The organism is Nocardia sp. NPDC055321 (assembly GCF_053645575.1).
Window position 1 is genome coordinate 39,580 of sequence record NZ_JBSHMS010000039.1, and the last position, 22,933, is coordinate 62,512.

The following is a 22,933-nucleotide window of genomic DNA, read 5'->3' on the forward strand; positions in this document are numbered from 1 at the left end:
CGAGTGATGGCCGCCCCCGGATAACTGAGAGGTTTGTCTCCCAAGTGTTTTCGCGATTTGCGCCGGTGAGGGACACCGTCAAAGCTTGATCGGTTCAGTGTGTGAAGTAGCAGGGAGGGAATTTCTACCATGGCCACGACTCCTCCGAGGCAGCCGCACAGAGTTCGCGAGATCGACGTGGGCACGGCGCCGGACCGGTTCGCGCGCGGGTGGCACTGCCTGGGCCTGTCGGCGTCGTTCCGGGACGGGGAACCGCATTCGGTGCAGGCGTTCGGGACCAAGCTGGTGGTGTGGGCGGACAGCGCGGGTGAGCTGCGGGTGCTGGACGCGTACTGCCGTCACATGGGCGCAGACCTGTCCAAGGGCACGATCAAGGGTGACAACATCGCGTGCCCGTTCCACGACTGGCGCTGGAACGGCTCGGGCAAGTGCGCGGACATCCCGTACGCGCGGCGGGTACCGCCGCTGGCGCGCACGCGGACCTGGACCACGCTCGAGCGCAACGGCCAGCTGTTCGTCTGGCACGACCACGAGGGCAATCAGCCGGCGCCCGAGGTCACCATCCCGGTGATCGAGGGCCCCTACGCGCAGGACGGCTCGTTCAACGCCGAATGGACGCCGTGGACCTGGAACTCGCTGCTCATCGAGGGCGCGCACTGCCGGGAGATCGTCGACAACATCGTCGACATGGCGCACTTCTTCTACATCCACTACGCGTTCCCGGTCTCGTTCAAGAACGTGTTCGAGGGTCACGTCGCCACCCAGCTGCTGAAGACCAAGCCGCGCACCGACATCGGCTCCGCGGCCGACTACGGTGACTCGCTGCTGATCTCGGAGGCGTCCTACTTCGGCCCCTCGTACATGATCAACCCCCTGAAGAACATGCTCGGCGGCTTCGAGATCGAGAGCGTGCTGATCAACTGCCACTACCCGGTCTCGAACGATTCGTTCGTGCTGCAGTGGGGCATGTCCCTGCACAAGCCCCAGGGGTTGCCCGACGACGCGGCCGAGATGCTGGTCGCGACCATGGAAGAGAGCATCAGCGCCGGATTCCTGCAGGACGTGGAGATCTGGAAGCACAAGTCCAAGATCGACAATCCGCTGCTCTGCGAGGACGACGGTCCGGTCTATCACCTGCGCCGCTGGTACGAGCAGTTCTATGTCGACGTGGCCGACATAGATCCGAAGGCCGTGCAGCGCTTGGAGTTCGAGGTCGACACCAGCAAGGCGAACCAGGCGTGGGAGGCCGAGGTGCAGGACAACCTGGCCCGGCGCGCCGCCGCGGTGGAGTCCGAGACCGACGCGGCGTCCGCGCCCGATGTCGAATCGGCAACCGCCGGGCACTGATTCGAGCCGGAAACACATCCAATTTGTCGCATTTGTACTGGCTTGAAAAGTGATGTGTAACTCTCCGGCCGCCGCCGACGAACAATCCCCCAGCAGTACCCCCGAATGACAACCGTCGAATTCGGCGTTCGGAAGGGATTGTTCCGATGGCTCGTACCGCTCGACCGCGCTCCACCCCGTTCGGCGGCGTCGCCGACCGCGACCTGTCCGCTCCGGCCTACATGATGAGGGTAGCCGGGCCGGACACGTCGACGCCGTCTCGGGTGCCGCGGATCCCGCCCGTCGTGGTGACCGGCCACGACCCCCGGGATCCGCGGGTGCGCGGCGCGGTCGGCCGGTGCGACATCGGGTTTCACGGCGGTCACGGGCGCGGCAGGGGGCGTTCCCGGCGACGGGACGCCCGCGCCCCGATGACCGTCCGGGCACGAGAGAACAGGTGACGGTGAAGCCGGCGCGCGAGCGAGGGGTCCGCGCGCCGGCTTTCGCCGTGGCACGACCGCGCTGATTCGGTATTTCCCCCACTGGAACATATATCGCACGCCGGGGCTTGCCGCAAGCCCCGGGCAACGGTCCATACTCGCAGGTCGAACCTAGGAGATGGGGTAATCGTGGCCGAAGAACTAGCCGTGAGTGTGGGGCCTTCCGCGATCGATATGGCCTTCGAGCGATTCGGCGACCCGGGCGATCCGCCGGTGCTGCTGATCATGGGCGGCGGGGCGCAGATGATCAATTGGCCCGAGGGCTTCTGCGGCGAATTGGTCTCGCGCGGACTGCATGTCATTCGATTCGACAATCGCGACGCCGGACGTTCCACCCACTTCCACGACGCGCCACCCACCGACATCCGGGCGGCCATGGCCGGTGACCTGTCCGGCGCGGTCTACAGCCTGTCCGAGATGGCCGCCGACGCGGCCGGTCTCCTGGACGTGCTCGGCCTCGGCAGCGCGCACGTGGTCGGCGCGTCCATGGGCGGCATGATCGCCCAGACGATGGCGATCGAGGCGCGCGAGCGGGTGCGCTCGCTGACCGCCATCATGTCCACCACCGGCAATCCAGAGGTCGGGCGGACGAGTCCGGGCGCGTTCGGCCCCGGCGGGCCGCAGCCGGCCGATCGCGAGGGCTACATCGACTGGCAGGTGCGCGCCGCCCGCGCGTCGGCCTCGCCCGGTTTCGTCTTCGACGCCGCGGCGGTGGCCGAGCGGGCGGGCCGGACCTTCGATCGCGGTGTCGACTTCGAGGGCATGATGCGGCAGATGGTTGCGGTGCTGGCTTCGGGCGACCGCACCGCCCGGCTGGCCGAACTCGACATTCCGACCCTCGTGCTGCACGGCGCGGACGATCGAATCTTCGATGTGAGTGGTGGCCGGGCCATTGCCGACGCGATTCCGGGCGCGAAATTGATGATCTTCGACGGGATGGCGCACAACCTGCCCCGCGAATTGTGGCCCGTATTCGCCGATCACATCGCCGAACTCGTCCGGCATGCGGACTTCGTTCCGATGGAGTGAGGCAAACCGCTCCCCCGCGCCGCGCCGCCCGGCTATTGTCTGGGCAACGGAAAATAAACGTGCATCACAGGTGGTGGCCCAGCTTTGGGTAGACCGTGGTTGAAAAAGATTCTGTCGCAACGGATTCGAGCACAGCTCCGCACTCGGCCCCCGCGCGGGGATATACCGGACGTTCGGTCCGATAGTCAAATCCCGTCCCGCCCAAAAGGACTCGTCCGGGCGGTGCGGGTATTCGATGGCTACATTCGGGCAATGCGCAGCTGGCGGCTCGGTGTCCGCACCCGGATTTTGGCGATCGCCCTGGTTCCGAGTTTGGCGCTGGTGGTTATCGGGCTGGGCGCCGCGGGTGCGCTGGTGGATCGCTCCACCGACGCCCGCGAGTGGGCGCGCGAAATGCGCGAGGGCATCGCGCCCACCCGCGAACTCATCGAGGCGCTGCAGGAAGAACGCCGAATCACGCTCTGGCACATCGCGGGCGCCGACACCGACGTGCGCGCCCTGACCACCGCTCGCCTGCGCCTGGACACCGCCCTGCGCCAGCTGGCGCCCGCGCAGTCGAAGCTGGCCGAACTCGGCCCCGACGCCATGGGCGCGAGCGTGGACGCCTTCACCGCGCTGGCCCCCGGACTCGTCACCCTGCGCGCGGGCGTCGACGCGGGCATCATCCCCGCCGAGGAGGCCTACGCCTTCTACAACCGCATGCCCGACCTCGTGCAGGCCGGGGTGCGCGTCGCCCAGGACTCGGCGCCCGATCCGGCCACCGCGCTCGAACTCGCCGAATCACGCGAGGTACTGCGGAGTTTGGAGGCCATGAGCCGGGCCACCGCCCTCGGCGCGGCCCTCATCGACGCCGGCGCCGGCCTGACCCCGGATCTGGGCGCCGAATACGTCCGGCTCGTCGGCTACTACCGCACCCGCGTCGAGGGCCTGCGCGCCGACTCGGACGCCGACCAGGCCGCCGCCGCGGGCGCGCTGCTGGACAGCGACTCCTGGCGGTTGCTCGGCACGATGGAAACCGCCCTCGCGCAACGCGCCCTGCCCCGCACCGGCGCCGCCCCGCGGGCCGCCCTCCCGCTGAGCGCGGATGCCTGGCAGGCCGACGCCGAACGGGTCACCCTCGCCCTGGCCGAACTGTGGCAGTCGCAGAACACCGAGGCCCAGCGCCTGGCCGGCGACGCCGCCGCGGCCACCACCCGCAACTCCCTGTGGGCAGGCGCCGGCATGCTCACCGTCGCCCTCGCCGCCATCCTGGTCGCGCTCGCGCTGGCCAATCGGATCATCGGGCGGCTGCGGCGACTTCGCGACCAGACCCTGTCGCTGGCCGACGATCACCTCGCCGACACCATGCGCAGGCTCGCCGCCGGGGAGACGCTCGACATCGAGGCACAGACCCCGGCGCTGAACTTCGGCGGCGACGAGATCGGTCAGGTCGCGGACGCCTTCCAACACGCCCACGCCGCCGCCGTCACCGCCGCGATCACCGAATCACGCACCCGCGAGGGCGTGAAGGCCGTGTTCCTCAACATTGCGCATCGCAGCCAGGTGGTGGTGCACCGCCAGCTCGAGATCCTGGACGAGGCCGAATCCGAGCAGCAGGACCCCACGCTGCTGGACATCTTCTTCCGCCTCGATCACCTCGCCACCCGCGAACGCCGCAACGCCGAGAACCTGGTCATTCTCGCGGGCGGGCAGCCCGGGCGGCAGTGGCGAAACCCGGTGCCGCTCATGGAGATCGTGCGCAGCGCGGTGGGCGAGACCGTCGAGTACAAGCGGGTGCGCACCGGCCGCCTGCCGGAGGTCTTCCTGAGCGGTATCGCGGTGGGCGACCTCATTCACCTGCTCGCCGAACTCATCGACAACGCGACCTCGTTCTCCCCGCCGCAATCCCAGGTCCGCATCACCGGCACCACCGTCGGGCGCGGGGTGACCCTCGAGATCGCCGACCAGGGCATGGGCATCGCCGATCCGGAGCTGGCGCAGGTGAACGCGCGGCTGGCCAGCCCGGCCCGCACCGCCGATTTCGGGCTCACCCTGCTGTCCGAGGACGCCCGGCTCGGGTTGTTCGTGGTCTCGCAACTCGCGGCCAGGCACGGCATCTCGGTGCGGCTCTCGGAATCGGACTACGGCGGCGTGCGCGCGATCGTGCTCGTGCCGGACTCCCTGATCGCCGGGCCGACCCCCGGCCCCGACTACAGCTCCGGGCAGCTGCCGGTGCCGCGCCGGACCGAAAACGCCGTGGCCGAGTGGAATCCGGACGCCTCGGAGCACCCCACCCTGACCACCCTGCCCGCGATCACCACGACCCCGCCGCCGGACCCGACCGGCGGCCGCCCCGAGCTACCCAGGCGCCGCCGCCAGGAGCACCTCGCCCCCGAGCTGGCGCACGACCCCGCACCGGCGTTCGATCCGTGGTCCGCCCTCGCCGACCCCGCGCCCGAACGCACCCCCGAACAAGCCCGGGACCTGTTCTCCGCCATCGAGAACGGCACCCGGCAGGGTCGGCGCGCCGACCCCGGTCAACTCCCACCACTTCGACATGTTCAGGAAGGCGACGGTGACTACTTCCCCCGCCGGTGACCTCGGCTGGCTGCTCGACGATCTCGTCGACAAGCTCGCCGGGGTACGCCACGCCGTGGTCCACTCGACCGACGGTCTGCTGCTGGGTCGTTCGGCGCTGATGACCAGGGAGGACGCCGAGCACTTCGCGGCGATGTCCTGCACCCTGTACGGACTCTCGCGCAGCGCCGGGCATCGTTTCGACGGCGGCGACGTCCGCCAGGCCGTCATCGAACTCGAACACGCCGTGCTGTTCGTGACCGCCGCGGGCAGCAACGCCTGCCTGGCCCTGCAAACCGGGGCCCAGGCCAATCTCGGCATGGTCGCCTACGAGATGAACCTGACCGTGCAGCGGGTCGGGGCCTTCCTCTCGACCACCGCGCGCCGTGGCGAAAACGGCTGAGGCCCATGGTCGACATGGGGTCTCTGCGGGCCGGTGAACCGACCGCGCAGCCGCTCGCGCAATCGGTGAAGATCCTCGTCGCGGGCGGTTTCGGGGTGGGCAAGACCACCATGGTCGCCGCCATCAGCGAGATTCCGCCGCTGCGCACCGAGGAGATCATCACCGAACGCTCCGCGGGCGTGGACGATCTGACCGGCGTGGAGGCCAAATCCACCACCACCGTCGCGCTGGACTTCGGGCGCATCACCATCGACGCCGGGCTGGTGCTGTACCTGTTCGGCACACCCGGGCAGGACCGCTTCTGGTTCCTGTGGGACGAACTCGCGCGCGGCGCCCTCGGCGCGGTGATCCTGGCCGACACCCGCCGCCTCGAAAACTCCTTCGCCGCCATCGATTTCTTCGAGCGGCGCAGGGTGGGGTTCGCGATCGGGGTGAACTGCTTCGACGACGCCCCCCGCTACGGGATCGACGAGGTGCGCGACGCGCTGGATCTGGGCCCCGGCGTACCCATCGTCATGTGCGATGCGCGCGATCGGGATTCGTGCAAGCAGGTGCTCACCACGCTCACCGAATATCTCATCACGCAGGTCGCCCGCTGAGCCAGTTATGCTGAATCACACATAACATAGACAGTCAATCATGTTCCCGTTCAACGGGACCGGTGCGCAGTGGATCACACCCGTCCGTTACGTTGTGCCGATGTTCAGAGCGAGGCTCGGGGTCCGGACCCGTGTTCTCGCCATCGCACTGGTTCCCAGCCTCGCGCTGCTCGGAATCGGTGTGGGTGGCGCGGGATATTTGGTGGTAGAGGGAAAGAACGCGCGAGAATGGGCGGACGCACTCACCGCGGCCACGCCCCTCACCAAGGAACTCGTCACCTCGGTGCAGTTGGAACGCCAGCTCACCCTGGCCCAATTGGCCGGAAACGAAACGAATCCGCTCGATCTCACCGCCGCCCGCATGCGCCTGGACGACGCGCTCATCGGCATGGGCGCCACCACCAAGGACATGGAGGAGCTCGGACCCGACGCCGTCAAGGGTGACGTCGGCGGCTTCCGCACGCTGACCCGCACCCTGGCCGCGATCCGCACCCAGATCGACGGCAACGCCCTCCCGCTCGCCGACGCCTACCAGTTCTACGGCCACCTGCTCGACCTGATCTCCGTCGGCACCAAGGCGGTACAGAACTCCGCGCCCACCCCCGAGGTCGCCACCGAGACCGGCGAGACGCTGGAAATCGTCTCCGTCTCCGAAATGCTCTCGCGCTCGGCCTCGCTGGCCGAGGTGCTGCTCAACGAGGGCACGCTGGCGCCCGAGCTGGCGATCGAGTTCTCCCGCGTGGTCGGCGCCTATCGGGTCAATGTCGGCCTGCTCGCGGGCGACGACGGCAGTCAGGGCAACGCCGCGATTCAGGCCGTGGTCGGCAGCCCCGAGTGGCAGCGGCTGATCATGATGGAGAACGTGCTGCTGGCGCGCGCGCTCGATCCGCTGACCTCCGCGCCCGCGCGGCCCGGCAGCACCAACTCCATGGCGCCGCTGACGTTCACGCCCGAGGAGTGGCGCACCGCCGTCACCCAGGTCAACAAGACGCTCATCGAACTGTGGGACGCCGAGAGCAAGCAGGCCCTGGGCATGGCCGCCGACGCCGCCGACCGCAGCGCGCGCAACTCCGCCCTCGCCGGCGGCGCCATGCTCGCGGTCTCGCTCTCGGCCTTCCTGGTCGCGCTGCTGCTGGCCAACCGAATCATCGGGCGGCTCAAGCGGCTCCGCAACGAGACCTTCGCGCTCGCCGACGAGGGCCTGCCCGAGATCATGCGACAGCTGCGCGAGGGCAAGGCCGTCGAGGTCTCGGCCGAAACCACCGAACTGGACTTCGGCCACGACGAAATCGGCCAGGTGGCCAAGGCGTTCAGCCACGCGCACAGCGCCGCCGTCGCCGCCGCCATCACCGAGGCCCGCACCCGCGAGGGCGTGAAGGCGGTCTTCCTCAACATCGCCCACCGCAGCCAGGTGGTGGTGCACCGCCAGCTCGAGATCCTGGACGAGGCCGAATCCAAGCAGGAGGATCCCGGCCTGCTCGAGATCTACTTCCGCCTCGATCACCTCGCCACCCGCGAACGCCGCAACGCCGAGAACCTCATCATTCTCGCGGGCGGTCAGCCCGGCCGGCAGTGGCGCAACCCCGTCGCGCTGGTCGAGGTGGTGCGCAGTGGCGTGGGCGAGGCCCTGGACTACACCCGCGTCAAGATCGCCCGCTTGCCCGATGTCGCGGTCGCCGGCGGCGCCGTCGCCGACATCGTCCACCTGCTCGCCGAACTCGTCGACAACGCCGCGCACTTCTCGCCGCCGCAGTCCCAGGTCGAGGTGCGCGGCAACGTGGTCGGCAAGGGCATCGCCATCGAGATCGTCGACCAGGGCATGGGCATGCCCGAGGCCGAGATGACCCGCGTCAACGACATGCTGCGCAACCCACCGGATTTCGGCGTCAACACGCTGTCCGAGGATTCGCGCCTGGGCATGTTCGTGGTCGCCCAGCTCGCGGTCCGCAACGGCATCTCGGTGCGCCTGACCGAATCCGACTACGGCGGCGTGCGCGCCATCGTGCTGGTGCCCTCCTCGCTCACCGTCTCGGCCCGCACCGGCGAGATCCCGGTGGTGCCCAGGCAATTCGACACCTCCCAGCAGCTGGAGCCGGTGCGCGTGGAGAGCGCGCGCCTGCTCGAGGCGCCCCGCGAACTCGAGCCCGGCCCGGCCCCGGAATTCGCCCCCGAACAGCGGGTTCCCGAGCAGCAGCTCTCGTTCGAAACCCCGCCCCGGCCCTTCGAACCGTTCGCCGAACCCAATGCGGCGCGGCCGCAGCCGGATTCGGATTCGGCCTACCGGCCTCGCGAACGTGATCGATCCCAGTACACTGGCTCGGACGTCCGGCCCGCGCTACCGCGTAGGCGCCGGCAGGCAAGTCTCGCACCGGAATTGGCGCAGGAGACCCCGTCCACCGAGACGGAATCTCAGCCCACCCGCACGGCCGAGCAGGCCCGAGACCTTTTCTCCGCCATCGAAAACGGAACCAGGCAGGGCCGCCGGGCCGATCCCGGTGTGGTCGAGCCGACGTTCAATCCATTCCAGGACCGACAGGAAGGCGACGGTGACCACCTCAAACGCTGGTGATCTCAACTGGCTACTCGATGATCTGGTGGATCGGCTCGCAGGCGTGCGGCACGCGGTGGTGCACTCCACCGACGGCCTGCTGCTCGGGCGCTCCTCCGCCATGAGCCGTGAGGACGCCGAACACTTCGGCGCCATGTCCTCGACCCTGTACGGCCTCGCCCGCAGCGCGGGCAGCCGATTCGACGGCGGCGGCGTACGCCAGGCCGTCATCGAACTCGATCGCGCCGTGCTGTTCGTGACCGCGGCGGGCAGTCACGCCTGCCTCGCCCTGCAGGCCACCGAACAGGCGAACCTCGGCATGGTCGCCTACGAGATGAACCTGACCGTCCAGCGCGTCGGCAACTACCTGTCCACCACACCGCGCCACCACCTGGCCGGACAGGTCAACCCCAGGCTGTCATGATGGCCAGGCCGGGGGATCACTGGTTCGACGAAGCTGCAGGTCCGTTGGTACGCCCCTACGCCAGGACCGGCGGTCGAACCATGGGCGCGGGGCACGATCTCGACATGCTGACGGTGGTGGTGGTACCCAATACCGCACCGCCGCTGCGCCGAGTCGAGCCGGAGTACAACGACATCGTTCGGTTGTGCCGGCTTCCGCTCTCGGTGGCCGAGGTATCGGCCGCCATCAGATTGCCACTGGCTGTGACCAAGATCCTCGTCGGCGACCTCATCACCGACGGCATCCTCAAATTCCGCGCGCCGGTCTCCGCGGAGGCGGCTCCCGGCGACCTCAACATTCTGCGAGCTGTTCTCGATGGCATCCGAAAGCTTTGACAATTCCCGGCCCCTGGCCGCCTCGGTGAAGATCCTCATCGCGGGTGGCTTCGGCGTCGGCAAGACGACCATGGTCGGCGCGATCAGCGAGATCGCGCCACTGCGAACCGAAGAACTGATCACCGAACTCTCCGCGGGCGTGGACGATCTGCGCGGCGTGGAGGGCAAGACCACCACCACGGTGGCCCTGGACTTCGGTCGCATCACGATCGACCCGAGTCTGGTGCTGTACCTGTTCGGCACCCCCGGACAGGACCGCTTCTGGTTCCTGTGGGACGAACTGGCCCGCGGCGCCCTGGGCGCGGTGGTGCTGGCCGATACCCGGCGGCTCGAGGGTTCCTTCGCGGCGATCGACTTCTTCGAACGGCGCGGCGTGTCCTTCACCGTCGCGGTGAACTGCTTCGAGGGGGCCCCGCTCTACACCCCCGTCGAGGTCCGCGACGCCCTCGACCTCGACGAGCGGATTCCGGTGCTGCTGTGCGACGCCCGGGATCGCGCCTCCTGCAAGAACGTGCTCATGACCCTGGTCGAGTACCTGATCAACAAGGCCGCCGCGGCGCCCGGCGGCCAATTGATCACCCCCTGACCGGATCTCACCGGTCACCGCACGAACGCGTCGCGCCCGCCCCGGCTTCGGGGGCGGGCGCGATTCGCGTTGCGGGCCGACTCGGGCCCCCGGAGGCGCACCCGACGCCGGGTCAGTTCGGTTTCACCTCGGCGAAATCGCTGATCCAGCGGTGCGGGGGACGCGGCGGGTTGGGCTCCCCCGGCCGGGCCACACCGATCGCGGACCAGCCCGCCGCCACGGCGGCGTCGAGCTCGTCGGGATGATCGGACAGGAACAGGATGCGCTGCGCCGGAACGCCGATCGCGCCCGCGATCTTCTCGTACGAGGCCGCCTCGCGCTTGGGCCCGGCGGTGCTCAGATCGAAATGACCGCTGATGAGCGGGGACAGGTCGCCGCCGCGCGCGAACTCGAACCAATCCCGCTGATTGCGCACCGAACCCGAGGAATACACGTAGAGCGCGAAACCGGCGGCCTGCCACTCCCGCAGGGCCGGGGGCACATCGGGGAAGAACTCCCCGAACAGCGCGCCCGAACGGAAGCCCTCGGCGCAGATGATGCCCTGCGCCGTCTTGAGCGACTCGGCCTTCACATCGGTGTTGAGCCAGTCGATGAGAATGGCCGCCACCCGCGCGGGGTCGGCATCGGGTTCCCCGGCCTGCGCGCGAGCGCCCGCGATCACGGGATCGGCCGCGCCGCCGGCGTTCTCGGCCAGCCAGCCCGGCAGCCGGGTGCGGGTGTAGCCGTACAGGTCCTCGCGCACCGAACTGGTCGGGCTCGTGGTGCCCTCGATATCGACGACGATGGCCTCGATGGCGCGACTCTCGCTCACGCGGTGAGCAATTCGTCGAGGGTCGGGAAGCCGCCGGAGATCTTGTCACCGGTGAAGTCGCCGATCCAGCCGTCCTCTTCCTCGAAGAAGCGCACGGCCACGAACTCGGGCTCGGTACCCATGTCGAACCAGTGCAGCGTGCCGGCGGGCACCGACACCAGATCGCCCGCGGTGCAGACCGTCGCCAGCACCTCATCGCCCAGATGCAGGTAGAAGCACCCCTGCCCGGCGGCGAAGAAACGCACCTCGTCCTCGGCGTGCCGGTGCTCGTCCAGGAACTTGCCGCGCGCGCCCGCGGCCTTGGCGGGCCACTCCGGATCGGCGGCGTCGGGGTGGATGCGGGCCACGTCGATGAACTTGTAGCGGCCGTCGGCGTTGAGTTCGGCGATGCGCCCGGCGTATTCGGCCTCGATCTCCGCGGTCGGGGTGGCGCCGGTGATCTCTAGCAGCGGCCAGCGCTCGAAAACGATGCCGCGCTTTCCGAGTTCGGCCGCGATCACCGCGTCGTCGTCGGTGCGGAGCTTGACGTCGGCGGCATCCTTGTCGGACATGATCTGTAGCAGTGTCATTGCGGTTCCTCCTCGGAACTAATTCTCGCGCACCGAGATCTCACGGCGTCCGGTCAACGTGGTCAATTCACACATGGCTTCCAGGCACTCGGCGCGATCACGCGCCTGCGCCAGGCTCGAGCCCCAGGCCGTGATGCCGTGCCCGGCGATGAACAGCACCGGCGGCGCGTCCGGGTGCTCGAGCAGGTACTTCTCGATGTCCGCGCCGATCAGGGGCACGTCCGCGTGATTCGGGAACACCGGGATGTCGATCAGGTCCGGACGGTTGCCGCCCAAACCCTTGATCAGCTCGTACTCGGCGAAGCGCACCGGCTGCGGAATGGCGGCCGATGCGATCACCGACAGCGCGGTCGCGTGCGGCGGGTGCACGTGCACCACGGCCAGCGCCTCGGTGGTGCGGTACACCGCGGTGTGAATGCTGGTCTCGGCCGACGGCTTTCGCGCTCCCGCGTGCACCGGCCGCGAATCGGCGATGCCGACGGTGACCGTATCGTCCTCGGTCAGTTCGCCTTTGGACAGCCCGCTGGCGGTGACCACCGCGTGCTCGGCCTGGCGCACGGAGATGTTGCCCGCGGTGCCCGGCATCCAGCCGTTGGCGTACAGGCCGCGCGCGATGGCGGCGATGCCGTGGCTGCTGGCCCACGGGCCGGATTCGCCCGCCGGAACGGCCAGTACCTCGCCGATGTCATCGCTGTTGTCGGGGTGGTCGTAGTCCGCGACCCAGCGGGCGTCGAGTTTCGCGCTCAGGCTCTCCTCGGGCGCGCCGATGCCGCGCAGCTGCTCGGCCAGTTCGGCGACGACCTGCGCGGCGGTGAAGACGCCCTCGGGCTCGCGTTCGGCGCCCAGCACGCCGTTCTCGGTGACCACGGCGGTGACCAGGTCGGGCGGGGTGACGTCGAAGGCGGGGTTGAAGGTGGCGGTGCCCTCGGGAGCCGTTGTCACGCCGCCGAATCCGGTGACCTCTGCGGCGGCGCGCTGCTCGACCACGATCTCGGCACCCGTCGCGGTGTCGAGATCGCGGGTGGATTCGGGCGCGACCACGATGAACGGGATCCCGTGCCGCTGCGCCGCGATGGCCAGCATGTAGGTGCCGATCTTGTTCGCGACCGAACCGTCGGCCGTGATGCGATCCGCGCCGACCAGCACCGCGTCCACGCCCTCGGTGGCCATGGCCCAGGCCGCGGCCGAATCGATGGTGAGCCGGTGCGGGATACCGGCTTCGGCCATTTCCCACGCGGTCAGGCGCGCGCCCTGCAGCAGCGGTCTGGTCTCGTCCACGATGACCTCGGCGAGCGCGCCGCGCTCGTGCAGGACGCGCAGCGCGCCGATGGCGGTGCCCACCGCGGTGGTGGCCAGCCGGCCGGTGTTGCAGTGCGTGAGCACGCGCAGCGGACGGTCACCGCACAGCCGCTGCACCAGGTCCGCGGCATGCGTGGCCGCCGCGAGGTTCACCCGCCCGTCCTCGGCCAGCATCTCGAGGGCCTCGTCGAGCACGGCCTGCGTCCCCTCGGACAGCTGGGCCAGCGCGCGCTTCACACCCCAGGCGAGGTTGACCGCGGTCGGCCGGGCGGCGGCGATCCGCGCGGCCTCGGCCTCGATCCGCGCGATGTCCGCGACCCCGTCGACGGTGGCGGCCCGAGCCGCGATCACCACACCGAACGCCCCCGACACCCCGATGGCCGGCGCCCCGCGAATCGCCAGCGAGGTGATCGCGTCGATGAGGTCGTCGACCGTCGTGATCCGCAGCTCCCGCAGTTCGTGCGGCAGCGCCCGCTGGTCGATGGTGACCAGGGCACCGTCGACCCACGCGATCGAACTCTCATCCATCTATGTCTGTCCTCTGGGCTGGGGGAACGTCGGGCGCGCCCGGCTCACCGGACACGTGCCGGGAACCATGATGGGCGCACGCCAACCGTATCGAACCTGGATCGCCGCGTGACCGGCAGGTTTCGGATGACCGGAATCCGAATAGGGCGACACGGACACGGCTCCGGGCCTGGTCGATGAGATTCACACGCTGCCATGTCGCAGACCGCGCACATACCCACGTACCATTCGGGTATGGCGAGAGAGCGTCGCACCCGAAAGATCACCGTGACGATGCCCGAAGAGGTCGCCGCCACGCTGGACGAGTGGCGCAGTAAGGGCCGGATCGAATCGGTTTCGGCCTTCGTCGCGGAATCGGTGAAAGTTCGTGTGGATCGGGCCCAGTCGCTGGCCCGCATCGAGCAGGTCTTCGGCGGGCGACCACCCCTGGATCTGATCAACAAGGCGCGGGCCGTGCAGGGCCTGCCCCCTTTATCTGAGGAGGATGCCACCGGCGACCATGCCGGCGCGGCATGACCTCCGCGGGATCGACACTGGGCGGCGTCGTCTTCGACACGGCCGCCCTGACGGCGTGGGCGCATCGCGTCGCCTACGTGCAGTCGGTGGTGTGGGCCACCGCCGACGCGGGCCACACGATCATCATTCCGGCGACGGCGCTGGCGGCCGCGCGGGCGCTCATCGCGCCGGGGCGGCTCGACATTCTCACCGTGCTGCTGGATCTGCCGAACACGGTCATCCAGCCCCTGGATCGGGGCGCGAGTGATCACCTCGGCGCGGCGCTGGCCGATCGGCCGGACGCCGACGCGCTCATACCGGCGGGACACGCGACCATCGAAGCGGTGAGCAGGGATTGGCCCTGCCTGACCGATCGCCCGGACACGCTCCGCAAACTCGACCCGCGGATCCAGACCGACACTCTGCCCTGAGCGGGGACCCGGGCGCCGCCGATCGCCATGGCGGCCACGCGACTTCGCCCGGGTTCAGCGCGCGAACTCGCCGTGCATCTGCGTGGCGATGTGCGTCGCGTCCAGATCCGCCAGCGCCTCGGACAGGATGTCCGCGTCGAACGTGCCGTTGTCACGGGCGTCCAGCAGGGCCGTGCGCTGGGCGGCCAGCACCGCCAGCCGCTGCTTCTTGGCCGCGTCGAACGCCTCCCGGCTCGGCGGCCGATCGCCGAATTTCGGTACGGGCGGGACGGATTCGGCACTCGTCCGCAGCAGCTTCATGATCTCGGCCGTCTGTGCCGCGGTCTGCTCGGCGGCCTCGGCGTCATCGGCCCGGGTGCCGAGACGGTCCAGCAGCGGGCCGATGGTGCCGCCCTGCAGCAGCAGCGACATGATCGCCACCGCGAAGGCGATCAGCACCAGCGTCGATCGGTACGGGGTGTCCTCGGGCAGCGTCTGGGCCGCGGCCACCGTGACCGCGCCGCGCATGCCCGCCCACACCACGGCGACGCCTTCGCGCCAGCCGAGCTGTTCGCGCAGCAGGTAGTCGATGTCGGCGAGCCCGCGGGTGACGCGCAGCGAGAAACGCTCGAGATCGTGCGGCGAGCCCCGCCGCCTGCGGAAGTGGTGCATCTTGCCGAACGCCGCGTCCTTGCCCTCGGGGGTCTCCAGGCGCTCCTGCCAGTCCTGCAGGATCGGTTGCAGCTTCTCGTTGCGATGGGACCAGCGTTGCAGCAGGCCGAGCAGCGGCGCGACGTACGCGGCCCGGATCACGATGGTGAGGGCCAGCGCGCCGAGCGCGATGAGCAGGGTCGCCCCGACGCCCGCGTGGTCGTCCTGCACGTGGGTGACGATCTCCTTGATCTGCACGCCCATGGTCAGGAACACCGCGCCCTCGAGCACCAGTTCGACCGCCCGCCAGTTCTGGGTGTCCGAGAGCCTGGTCTCGGGTGAAAGCACCCGGGGCGCACTGATTCCGGTGATCAGACCCGCGACCACGGCGGCCACCAGACCCGAGCCGCCGAGCAGTTCGGCGGGCACCGACGCCACGAACAGCACGGTGAACGACAGCACCGTGTTGACGGTCGGATCGGTCACCCGCCGCCGGATCGCCAGATCGATACGCCCGACCGCGACACCGACGACGACCGCGACCACCACCGAATAGACGAAGGTGCCGAGCGCGCCCCAGAACGCGAATCCGGCCGCGGTCGCGACGATCGCCGTGCGCAGCAGCACGAGCGCGGTCGCGTCGTTGAGCAGACTCTCCCCGTCCAGGATCGTCACGACCCGGGTGGACACCGGGGTCTTCTTGATGATCGAGGTGGCGACCGCGTCGGTCGGGCTGATGATCGCGCCCAGCGCCACGCCCCAGGCGAATCCCAGGTCCGGGATCACCAGCATGAAGAACACCCCGAGCAACAGCGCGCTCGCCACGACCAGCAGCACCGACAACCCGCCGATCGCCCCGAAGTCCCGCCGGAAGTTCATGGCCGGCATGGACACCGCCGACGAGTACAGCAGCGGCGGCAGCACCCCCTGCAGAATCCACTCCGGGTCGACGTGGGTGTCCGCGAACACCGGCAGGAAGCTCGCCGCGATCCCCACCGCGACGAGCACGAGCGGCGCGGCCACCCCCAGCTTCGGCCCCAGCACCGCCGACCCGGCGATGGCCAGCACCGCCAGCACGGCCAAGAACAGAAACTCGATCATGTGGCGCTCCCGGGTGTGCGTGCGACGGGCTCGGCGAGAGATCTTCGGCAACGGTGCGACGGCAGCGGTTCCACCCTACAAACCGGCCCCCGCCCATCCCCCGCCGCGGCGCGCCGAAGGCCGTTGCCGCGCCGCTGCCCGGTTATCCGACTGCCGACCGCCGACCGAGAGTCACGTCGATCATGTTGCGGGCCAGTTGATATCGGGGCGGATTCCGTCTCGACGGCGGTTACCGGCGCATGCCCGGGTGGCGCCGGTCCGTGCGGGGGCGCCTGTTGCGGAAACGGCCTGTCGACCGTAGCGTCAACAATACGCACGATCGTTCGTGTTGTTTCAGCCAGTCTTCCTTTCATCGAAAGTCGCGCCATGACCGACGTTTCCGCACGGCCGTCCGCCGTACCGCCACCCGAATCCGCCCCACCCGAGTCCGGCATGGTCTCGCCCGGCTCGGAGCACGTTCAGCCTTCGTCCCCCGGGCTGTCGCCGAGCACCCCGAATCCCGCACCGGCACAGCCGGACTCGGCCGCACGCCGTGCGTCCCGGCGCGCGCTGCTGGTCGCGTGCGGGGCGGCGTTCGTCGCCTTCCTGGATCTATCGGTGGTCAACATCGCGTTTCCGGCCATGGCGCGCGACTTTCCCGCCACCGCGGCCACGACGCTGACCTGGGTGGTCAGCGGGTACGCCGTCGCGTTCGCGGCACTGCTGACCCCCGCCGGGCAGTTGGCCGACGCACTCGGGCGCGGTCGCGTATTCCTGTACGCGCTGGCCGGTTTCGCCGTCACCTCCCTGTTGTGCGCACTCGCACCGAATGCCGAATGGCTGATCGCGGGGCGCTTCCTGCAGGGCGCCACCGCCGCGTTCCTCATCCCGGCGGGGCTCGCGCTGGTCCTGGGCGTCACCGCGCCCGAACGGATCGGCGTCGCCATGGCGGCGTGGACGGCCGCGGGCGGATTCGCCGCGACCGTGGGCCCCGCGGTCGGCGGTGCGCTGGTCGAATGGTTCGGGTGGCGTTCGGTATTCGTCATCAACGTGCCGATCGTGGCCGTGCTGATCGCCGTCGGATTCGGCCTCGCCGCCGGGGACCGGCGCGAACGCGACGGCCTGCCCGACCTGATCGGGACCGCCGGCACCGCCCTCGGGATCGGGGCGCTGGTGGCCGCGGTGACCGAGGGGCAGCGGTGGGGCTGGGATTCGTGGCGCACCCTGGCCTGCGGGATCGGCGGGGCGGTACTGCTCGGCCTCGCGCTGTGGCGTTCGCGGCGGCACCCGCGCCCGGCCATCGCCGTGGGACTGTGGCGCAGCCACCGCTACGCCCTGGTGAACGCGACCGCGTTCGTCTTCGGCGCCACCATGTTCGCCTGGCTGCTGGCCGGGCCGCTCTGGCTCGACTCGGTCTGGCACTACTCGGTTCTGGAATCGGCCGGCGCCATGACGATCGGCGCGATCGCGTCGATGATCACCGCCGTGGCGGCGGGGCGCGCGCCCGAGGCGTGGCAGCGCTGGGCGGGCGTGCTCGGCGCGCTCATGTTCGCCGCCGCCACCTTCTTCATGAGCACCGATGCCTGGAACGGCACCCCCGCGCTGTGGAGCGCGTGGCTCCCCGCCGGTCTCCTCGGTGGCGGCGGTATCGGCCTGGTGATCACCGTGCTCGGCACCGCGGCGGCCCGATCCCTGCCGCCCGAGCGCTTCGCCGCGGGCGTCGGCATGAACCTGACCGCCCGCCAATCCGGCGGCGCACTCGGCGTCGCGCTGCTGGCCGCGGTCTTCGCCGCCCACCCCGGAGACGCCCTGGCCGCCTTCCACACCCTGTTCGCCCTCGGCGCGGTCATCGCCCTGGTCGCCGCCGTCCTCGCCGCACTGCCCGTCGCCGAGCGCTGACCCGGTGAATCCGGTTCCGCCCGAAGCGAATCCGGGACTCAGTCCGCGGACTTCGGGCGGGCCCGGAGGTGCGCGCGTTCACCCTGTTTGCCGAACAGGCTCAAGAACTCGACCGATTCCTCGCCCGCGGGGCCGAACCAGTGCGGGACGCGGGTGTCGAACTCGGCGGCCTCGCCCGGGGACATGATCAGGTCCTGATCACCGAGCACCAGGCGCAAACGGCCGTTGAGGATGTACAGCCACTCGTACCCCTCGTGGATCTGCGGGTTGGGTTCGCGACGGCGGCCGTCGCCGGGGATGATGATCTTGAAGGCTTGGATACCGCCCGCGCGGCGGGTCAGCGGCAGCATCGTCATCCCGTGGTTGGTGATCGGCCGCATGTGCACCCGCGGATCACCGGTGGGCGGGGCGTCGACCAGCTCGTCGAGGGTGACCCCGTGAGCCCGGGCCAGCGGCAGCAACTGCTCCAGAGTCGGTCTGCGCGCACCGGATTCGAGCCGGGACAGCGTGCTCACCGAGATGCCGGTGGTGGCCGACAGATCGGCGAGGGTCGTCTCGCGCTGACGGCGCAGCTCCCGGAGCCGGGGGCCGACCGCGTCGAGCGCGCGATCCAGATCCTGATCCATCCCGCCAGTTTGCCACATTGGCAAAATTGTTTGCCAGTTCGGCGAATGTTGTCACATCCTCGATGCCAGGAGGTGGTCATGGTGACCCAGGAGTTGAACGACAGCTATGACGTGGTGGTTATCGGTGGCGGCGCGGCGGGCCTGAACGGTGCGCTCATGCTCGGGCGCGCTCGCCGCTCGGTGGTGGTGATCGACGCGGGCGCACCGCGCAACGCCCCCGCCGACGGGGTGCACGGGCTGCTGGCCCGCGAGGGCATCTCGCCCGCGGAATTGGTCGAGCGCGGCCGGGCCGAGGTGCGGCAGTACGGCGGTCACGTGGTCGACGGCGAGGTCACCGGCGCGGTCGAGGACGGCGACGATTTCAGGGTGTCCCTCGCGGACGGTCGCACCGTGCGCGCCCGCCGGCTGCTGGTGACTACCGGGCTCGTCGACGATCTGCCCGCTATCGCCGGGGTTCGCGAACAGTGGGGCCGCGGCGTCGTGCACTGCCCCTACTGCCACGGCTGGGAGGTGCGCGACCGCGCGATCGGCATCGTGGCGGCCACCCCGATGGGGGTGCACCAGGCGCTGCTGTGGGGACAGTGGACCGATGACGTGGTGCTGTTCACCCACGACCAGCCCGAGCCGAGCGCGGAGCAAGCCGAACAGCTCGCCGCCCGGGGCGTGCGGGTCGTTCCCGGCACGGTCGTCGCGGTCGAATCCGACGGCGACCGGGTGACCGGCGTCCGGCTGGCCGACGGCACGGTGATCGAGCGCGAGGTGGTGGCCCTGGGCGCGCGGATGATCGCCCGAGCGGACTTTCTCGCGTCCCTGGGCCTGACAGCTGTTCCGCACGCCATGGCCCCGGGCATGGGCGAGCACGTGCCTGCCGATCCGATGGGCCGCACCGAGGTGCCGGGCGTATGGGTCGCGGGCAATGTCACCGACCTGTCCGCACAGGTCGGGGGCGCGGCGTCGGCGGGCGCCTTCGCGGGCGCGCAGATCAACATGGATCTGGTGACCGAGGAGACCCGGCTCGCCGTGGAAGCGCGACGGTCGAGCACGGTCCCCGTGGGCTGAGGGGCCGCCGACCCGAACCCGGTCGCCCGCCGGTCCGGCGTAGCGGCCTGATCGCCCGGACGTGCTCGCGGGGCTCCCGGGTGCGGTCGAACGCGCGGTGCGAATGCCCGAGCAGGAGTGCGGGATTCGCGGGTCGGTGGCGCTCAGGCGCGGCCCAGCGCCAGCGTCACGTTGTGCCCGCCGAACCCGAAGGAATTGCTCAGCGCGCAGTCGAACCGATGCGCCCGGGCGGCCCCGGCGACGATGTCCAGATTCGTTCCGGGGTCGCCCTCCTCGAAATTGAGTGTGGGCGGGATGATTCCGCGCTCGAGGGTGCACAGGGTGAGAATCGCCTCCAGCGCGCCGACCGCCCCGATGGAATGCCCGAGCGCCGATTTGGGCGCGTAGATCGCGGCGTGCGGCGCGACCTTCGCGATCGCGGTCGCCTCGGACGCGTCGCCCACGGGCGTGGCGGTGGCGTGCGCGTTGATGTGGCCGATGTCGACGGCACTCACCCCCGCGGTGGCGATCGCCTTGCGCATGGCGCGCGCCGCACCGTCGCCGTCGGGCGCGGTGCCGGTGATGTGATAGCCGTCGGAGGTGATGCCCGCCCCGAGCACCCGCCCGAGGACGCGCGCCCCGCGGGCCCGGGCGTGGGCCTCGGATTCGAGCACCAGCAGCGCCCCGCCCTCGCCGAACACGAACCCGTCCCGGCTCCGGTCGAAAGGCCGTGAAGCGCGGGCGGGTTCGTCGTTGCGGGTGCTGGTGGCCCGCATCATGGCGAAACTGGCGATCGGCACGGCCTCGATGCGCCCCTCCACCCCGCCGGCCACCACCGCGTCGGCTTCGCCGGTGGCGATGAGCCGCCACCCGTGCGCGATCGCCTCCGCGCCGGACGCGCACGCCGACACCGGCGCGTACACCCCGCCTTTCGCGCCGATCTCCAGTCCGACGGTGGCCGCCGACCCGTTCGGCATGACCATGGGCACGGTCATCGGCGGCACCTTGCGATAGCCCCCGGCCCGCATCACGTCCACGGCGTGCACGAGCGCCTCCCCGCCGCCGAGGCCGGTGCCCACCGCGACCGCCAGTCGTTCCGGATCCACCGCGGGCGCGCCGGCTTCCCGCCAGACCTGCCGGGCCAGCACCAGCGCCAACTGCTGGACGAACGACATCCGCCGCTGCTCGATGCGGGTCAGTCGCGCCCCGGGCAGTTCGGCCAGCCGCCCGCCGATCCGCACGGGCAGCTGGTACTCGGTCACGAAATCGTCTGACAGGGGCGCTATTCCGCTCTCCCCCGCCACGAGTCGATCCCACGTGCCCGCCAGATCGGCGGCCAGCGGGGTGGCGGCCGCCATGGCGGTGACGACCACGGACCGCGTTTCTGTACCAACTGCTACACCCATGCCGACATGGATACCTGTACCGTCCGCTACAGTCAACCCGTGCCGCGCCCCCACGATCACGCCCGCCGCGCCGAACTCCTGTCCGGCGTCATCGACTACATCGCCGAACGCGGCCTGGCCGAACTGTCCCTGCGCCCGCTCGCCGACTACCTGGGCACCAGCTCGCGCATGCTCATCCACTACTTCGGCACCAAGGAACAGATGCTGGTGGCGGCGCTGGAAACCCAGCGACCCGACATTCCGGCCATGTTCGGCGAGGTCACCGATCCGCAGGTCCTGCGCACCCGCCTCGCGCAGTCGTTCGCCGTGAACACCACCGGCCGCGGCGCGGTGTCACTGCGCGTGCTGCTGCAGGTCCTGGCCGCGGCCGCCGTCCCGCACAGCCCTTTTCGGCCCTACGCCGACGACGCGGTGACCGCGGTGATCAAATCCCTCGCCGAGGCGCTGCACCGCATCGCCCCGGCGCACGAGGACCCCGAGGCGGCGGCCACCCTGCTGGTGTCCGGCATGCGCGGGCTCATCCAGGACTGGACGATCACCGCGGATACGCCCCGCATCACCCGCGCGGTGAATCTGCTGGTGGCCCAGGCGCTTCCCGCCGCCTGAGCGCGCCTACCGCGCCAGATGCAGCTCGGCCGCGAGGGTGACCAGTTCGGACATGTGGTCGCCGTCGGTCCCCGCCAGACGAGCCGCCCGCTCGAGCGGGAAGGCCCGCACCTCCAGAATCTGTTCCCCGTCATCCGGATTGGTCGGCTCACCGGTGAGGACCACGTCCGCCGTGCACCACAGCCACGCCTTGCGCGGGTGCGGCTGCCACGGCCGGTACGGCTCCGGATGGTCGGTGACCCCGTGGTGCGCGCCGATCCAGCGCAGCGGCCCCGCGAGTTCGGCCCCGGCTTCCTCGCGTAGTTCGCGCACCACGCAGTCGTACACGGATTCACCGGCTTCGCGCGTGCCGCCGGGCACCATCCAGAAATCGCGGGCGTCGCGGCACAGCACGATCTCCGTGCCGGTGAAGCACACGACGTGAATATTGGTCACCAGCTCGTCGGCGGGCAGCTCGGTCGAGAATTGCACGTCCAGACCGCCCCATTCCCACCGGGCGGGCGTGTGCAGCAACGGATAACGATCGGCGAGCGTCATGATTCGACGTTAGCGGGCCGCGCGATGCGGGGGGATGTCACACCGGATAGAACGCGTTTCAGTATTGTGGCCGCCATGGCCTTCGTCATCGATAACAGCGTGGACATCGACGCACCCGCCGAACTGGTCTGGCAGGTCCTGACCGATGTGGACAACTACGGCGAGTGGAACCCCTTCGTCCCCGAATGCACGACCACCCTCGAGCCGGGCACGCCCATCGATATGAAGGTGCGGCTCGTCGGCCCGCCGCGCAACCAGCGCGAATACATCTTCTCCAATACCCCGGGCAAAGAATTCAGTTACAAGATGAAGCCCGCGCCCCTGGGCCTGCTGCGCAGTCATCGGCAGCACATTCTCACCCCGCTCGGTGACGGCCGCACCCGCTACGAATCCCATTTCGAGCTGCAGGGCCCCCTGAGCCCGGTGGTCGGCGGCCTGCTCGGCGGCGCCCTGCGCAAGGGCTTCGGCGGAATGACGGCGGGCGTCAAGCTTCGCGCGGAATCGCTGCGCTCGGCCGTGCGCGACTAGTTCTCCGGGTATTCACGGCCGTGGGGGGGGGGCCCCGGGACCCCGGGCGACCCCCCCCCGGGGGGGGGGGGGGGCGGGGGGAATAGGAGAAAAGCGGGGGCCCCG

22 protein-coding genes are annotated in these 22,933 nt (G+C 70.1%); 15 read left to right on the forward strand and 7 right to left on the reverse strand.

What is annotated here, in order from left to right:
* The first annotated feature begins 129 nt into the window (after nt 1-129).
* The 9 genes from ACWIGI_RS37945 to ACWIGI_RS37985 all read left to right on the forward strand — a co-directional run bounded on the left by ACWIGI_RS37945 (nt 130) and on the right by ACWIGI_RS37985 (nt 10,345).
* Complete coding sequence (locus ACWIGI_RS37945) at nt 130-1,347, forward strand: Rieske 2Fe-2S domain-containing protein (protein WP_454208438.1); 1,218 nt, start codon at nt 130-132, stop codon at nt 1,345-1,347.
* Between the two features lie 608 nt (nt 1,348-1,955).
* Nucleotides 1,956-2,855 (forward strand): alpha/beta fold hydrolase, encoded by a 900-nt coding sequence (locus ACWIGI_RS37950; protein WP_454208439.1) that lies wholly within the window; start codon nt 1,956-1,958, stop codon nt 2,853-2,855.
* Between the two features lie 252 nt (nt 2,856-3,107).
* Nucleotides 3,108-5,432, forward strand: a complete 2,325-nt coding sequence (locus ACWIGI_RS37955) for a sensor histidine kinase (protein ID WP_454208440.1) — start codon at nt 3,108-3,110, stop codon at nt 5,430-5,432.
* On the forward strand, nt 5,410-5,814 hold the full coding sequence (locus ACWIGI_RS37960) for a roadblock/LC7 domain-containing protein (protein WP_454208441.1): 405 nt from the start codon (nt 5,410-5,412) through the stop codon (nt 5,812-5,814). Before ACWIGI_RS37955 ends, ACWIGI_RS37960 begins: the two co-directional genes overlap by 23 nt.
* Nucleotides 5,815-5,828: 14 nt before the next feature.
* Nucleotides 5,829-6,413, forward strand: coding sequence for a GTP-binding protein (locus ACWIGI_RS37965; RefSeq protein ID WP_454208443.1), 585 nt, complete (start codon nt 5,829-5,831; stop codon nt 6,411-6,413).
* A gap of 100 nt (nt 6,414-6,513) precedes the next feature.
* Nucleotides 6,514-8,982, forward strand: coding sequence for a nitrate- and nitrite sensing domain-containing protein (locus tag ACWIGI_RS37970; protein ID WP_454208444.1), 2,469 nt, complete (start codon nt 6,514-6,516; stop codon nt 8,980-8,982).
* Entirely contained in the window at nt 8,960-9,385 is a 426-nt protein-coding gene (locus ACWIGI_RS37975; protein WP_354988472.1) for a roadblock/LC7 domain-containing protein, read from the forward strand. The genes ACWIGI_RS37970 and ACWIGI_RS37975 overlap by 23 nt, the downstream gene beginning before the upstream one ends.
* Nucleotides 9,385-9,759 carry a DUF742 domain-containing protein gene (locus ACWIGI_RS37980; protein WP_454208445.1) on the forward strand — a complete coding sequence of 125 codons (375 nt, stop codon included), beginning with the start codon at nt 9,385-9,387 and terminating at the stop codon, nt 9,757-9,759. Before ACWIGI_RS37975 ends, ACWIGI_RS37980 begins: the two co-directional genes overlap by 1 nt.
* Nucleotides 9,740-10,345, forward strand: coding sequence for a GTP-binding protein (locus tag ACWIGI_RS37985; protein ID WP_454208446.1), 606 nt, complete (start codon nt 9,740-9,742; stop codon nt 10,343-10,345). Before ACWIGI_RS37980 ends, ACWIGI_RS37985 begins: the two co-directional genes overlap by 20 nt.
* 112 nt (nt 10,346-10,457) lie before the next feature.
* Here the strand turns inward: ACWIGI_RS37985 and mtnC are convergent, their stop codons facing one another.
* The 3 genes from mtnC to mtnA are packed head-to-tail and all read right to left on the reverse strand — an operon-like array spanning nt 10,458 to nt 13,552.
* Entirely contained in the window at nt 10,458-11,156 is a 699-nt protein-coding gene (gene mtnC, locus ACWIGI_RS37990) for an acireductone synthase (RefSeq protein WP_454208447.1), read from the reverse strand.
* Nucleotides 11,153-11,725 carry a 1,2-dihydroxy-3-keto-5-methylthiopentene dioxygenase gene (locus ACWIGI_RS37995; protein WP_454208448.1) on the reverse strand — a complete coding sequence of 191 codons (573 nt, stop codon included), beginning with the start codon at nt 11,723-11,725 and terminating at the stop codon, nt 11,153-11,155. Before ACWIGI_RS37995 ends, mtnC begins: the two co-directional genes overlap by 4 nt.
* Before the next feature lie 18 nt (nt 11,726-11,743).
* Nucleotides 11,744-13,552, reverse strand: coding sequence for an S-methyl-5-thioribose-1-phosphate isomerase (gene mtnA / locus ACWIGI_RS38000; protein WP_454208449.1), 1,809 nt, complete (start codon nt 13,550-13,552; stop codon nt 11,744-11,746).
* A gap of 234 nt (nt 13,553-13,786) precedes the next feature.
* Between mtnA and ACWIGI_RS38005 the strand changes: the two genes are divergently transcribed.
* Nucleotides 13,787-14,068, forward strand: a complete 282-nt coding sequence (locus ACWIGI_RS38005) for a hypothetical protein (protein ID WP_454208450.1) — start codon at nt 13,787-13,789, stop codon at nt 14,066-14,068.
* Nucleotides 14,065-14,478: a hypothetical protein gene (locus ACWIGI_RS38010; RefSeq protein WP_354988466.1), complete on the forward strand. Its 414-nt coding sequence runs from the start codon at nt 14,065-14,067 to the stop codon at nt 14,476-14,478. Before ACWIGI_RS38005 ends, ACWIGI_RS38010 begins: the two co-directional genes overlap by 4 nt.
* Nucleotides 14,479-14,532: 54 nt before the next feature.
* Here ACWIGI_RS38010 and ACWIGI_RS38015 read toward each other — a convergent pair whose 3' ends face one another.
* Complete coding sequence (locus tag ACWIGI_RS38015; RefSeq protein ID WP_454208451.1) at nt 14,533-16,209, reverse strand: cation:proton antiporter; 1,677 nt, start codon at nt 16,207-16,209, stop codon at nt 14,533-14,535.
* 366 nt (nt 16,210-16,575) lie between these two features.
* Between ACWIGI_RS38015 and ACWIGI_RS38020 the strand changes: the two genes are divergently transcribed.
* Nucleotides 16,576-18,087 carry an MFS transporter gene (locus ACWIGI_RS38020; protein WP_454208453.1) on the forward strand — a complete coding sequence of 504 codons (1,512 nt, stop codon included), beginning with the start codon at nt 16,576-16,578 and terminating at the stop codon, nt 18,085-18,087.
* Nucleotides 18,088-18,125: 38 nt separating this feature from the next.
* Here ACWIGI_RS38020 and ACWIGI_RS38025 read toward each other — a convergent pair whose 3' ends face one another.
* Nucleotides 18,126-18,713 (reverse strand): helix-turn-helix domain-containing protein, encoded by a 588-nt coding sequence (locus tag ACWIGI_RS38025; RefSeq protein ID WP_454208455.1) that lies wholly within the window; start codon nt 18,711-18,713, stop codon nt 18,126-18,128.
* Nucleotides 18,714-18,791: 78 nt separating this feature from the next.
* Between ACWIGI_RS38025 and ACWIGI_RS38030 the strand changes: the two genes are divergently transcribed.
* Nucleotides 18,792-19,772, forward strand: a complete 981-nt coding sequence (locus tag ACWIGI_RS38030) for an NAD(P)/FAD-dependent oxidoreductase (protein WP_454208457.1) — start codon at nt 18,792-18,794, stop codon at nt 19,770-19,772.
* Nucleotides 19,773-19,915: 143 nt separating this feature from the next.
* Here the strand turns inward: ACWIGI_RS38030 and ACWIGI_RS38035 are convergent, their stop codons facing one another.
* Entirely contained in the window at nt 19,916-21,157 is a 1,242-nt protein-coding gene (locus ACWIGI_RS38035) for a KasA/KasB family beta-ketoacyl-ACP synthase (protein ID WP_454208459.1), read from the reverse strand.
* Between the two features lie 39 nt (nt 21,158-21,196).
* Between ACWIGI_RS38035 and ACWIGI_RS38040 the strand changes: the two genes are divergently transcribed.
* Complete coding sequence (locus ACWIGI_RS38040; protein WP_454208461.1) at nt 21,197-21,763, forward strand: TetR family transcriptional regulator; 567 nt, start codon at nt 21,197-21,199, stop codon at nt 21,761-21,763.
* Between the two features lie 6 nt (nt 21,764-21,769).
* Here ACWIGI_RS38040 and ACWIGI_RS38045 read toward each other — a convergent pair whose 3' ends face one another.
* Nucleotides 21,770-22,300, reverse strand: coding sequence for an NUDIX hydrolase (locus ACWIGI_RS38045; RefSeq protein ID WP_454208462.1), 531 nt, complete (start codon nt 22,298-22,300; stop codon nt 21,770-21,772).
* A gap of 75 nt (nt 22,301-22,375) precedes the next feature.
* Here ACWIGI_RS38045 and ACWIGI_RS38050 point away from each other — a divergent pair, with 75 nt between their 5' ends.
* Nucleotides 22,376-22,828: an SRPBCC family protein gene (locus ACWIGI_RS38050; protein ID WP_454208463.1), complete on the forward strand. Its 453-nt coding sequence runs from the start codon at nt 22,376-22,378 to the stop codon at nt 22,826-22,828.
* Nucleotides 22,829-22,933 lie beyond the last annotated feature (105 nt).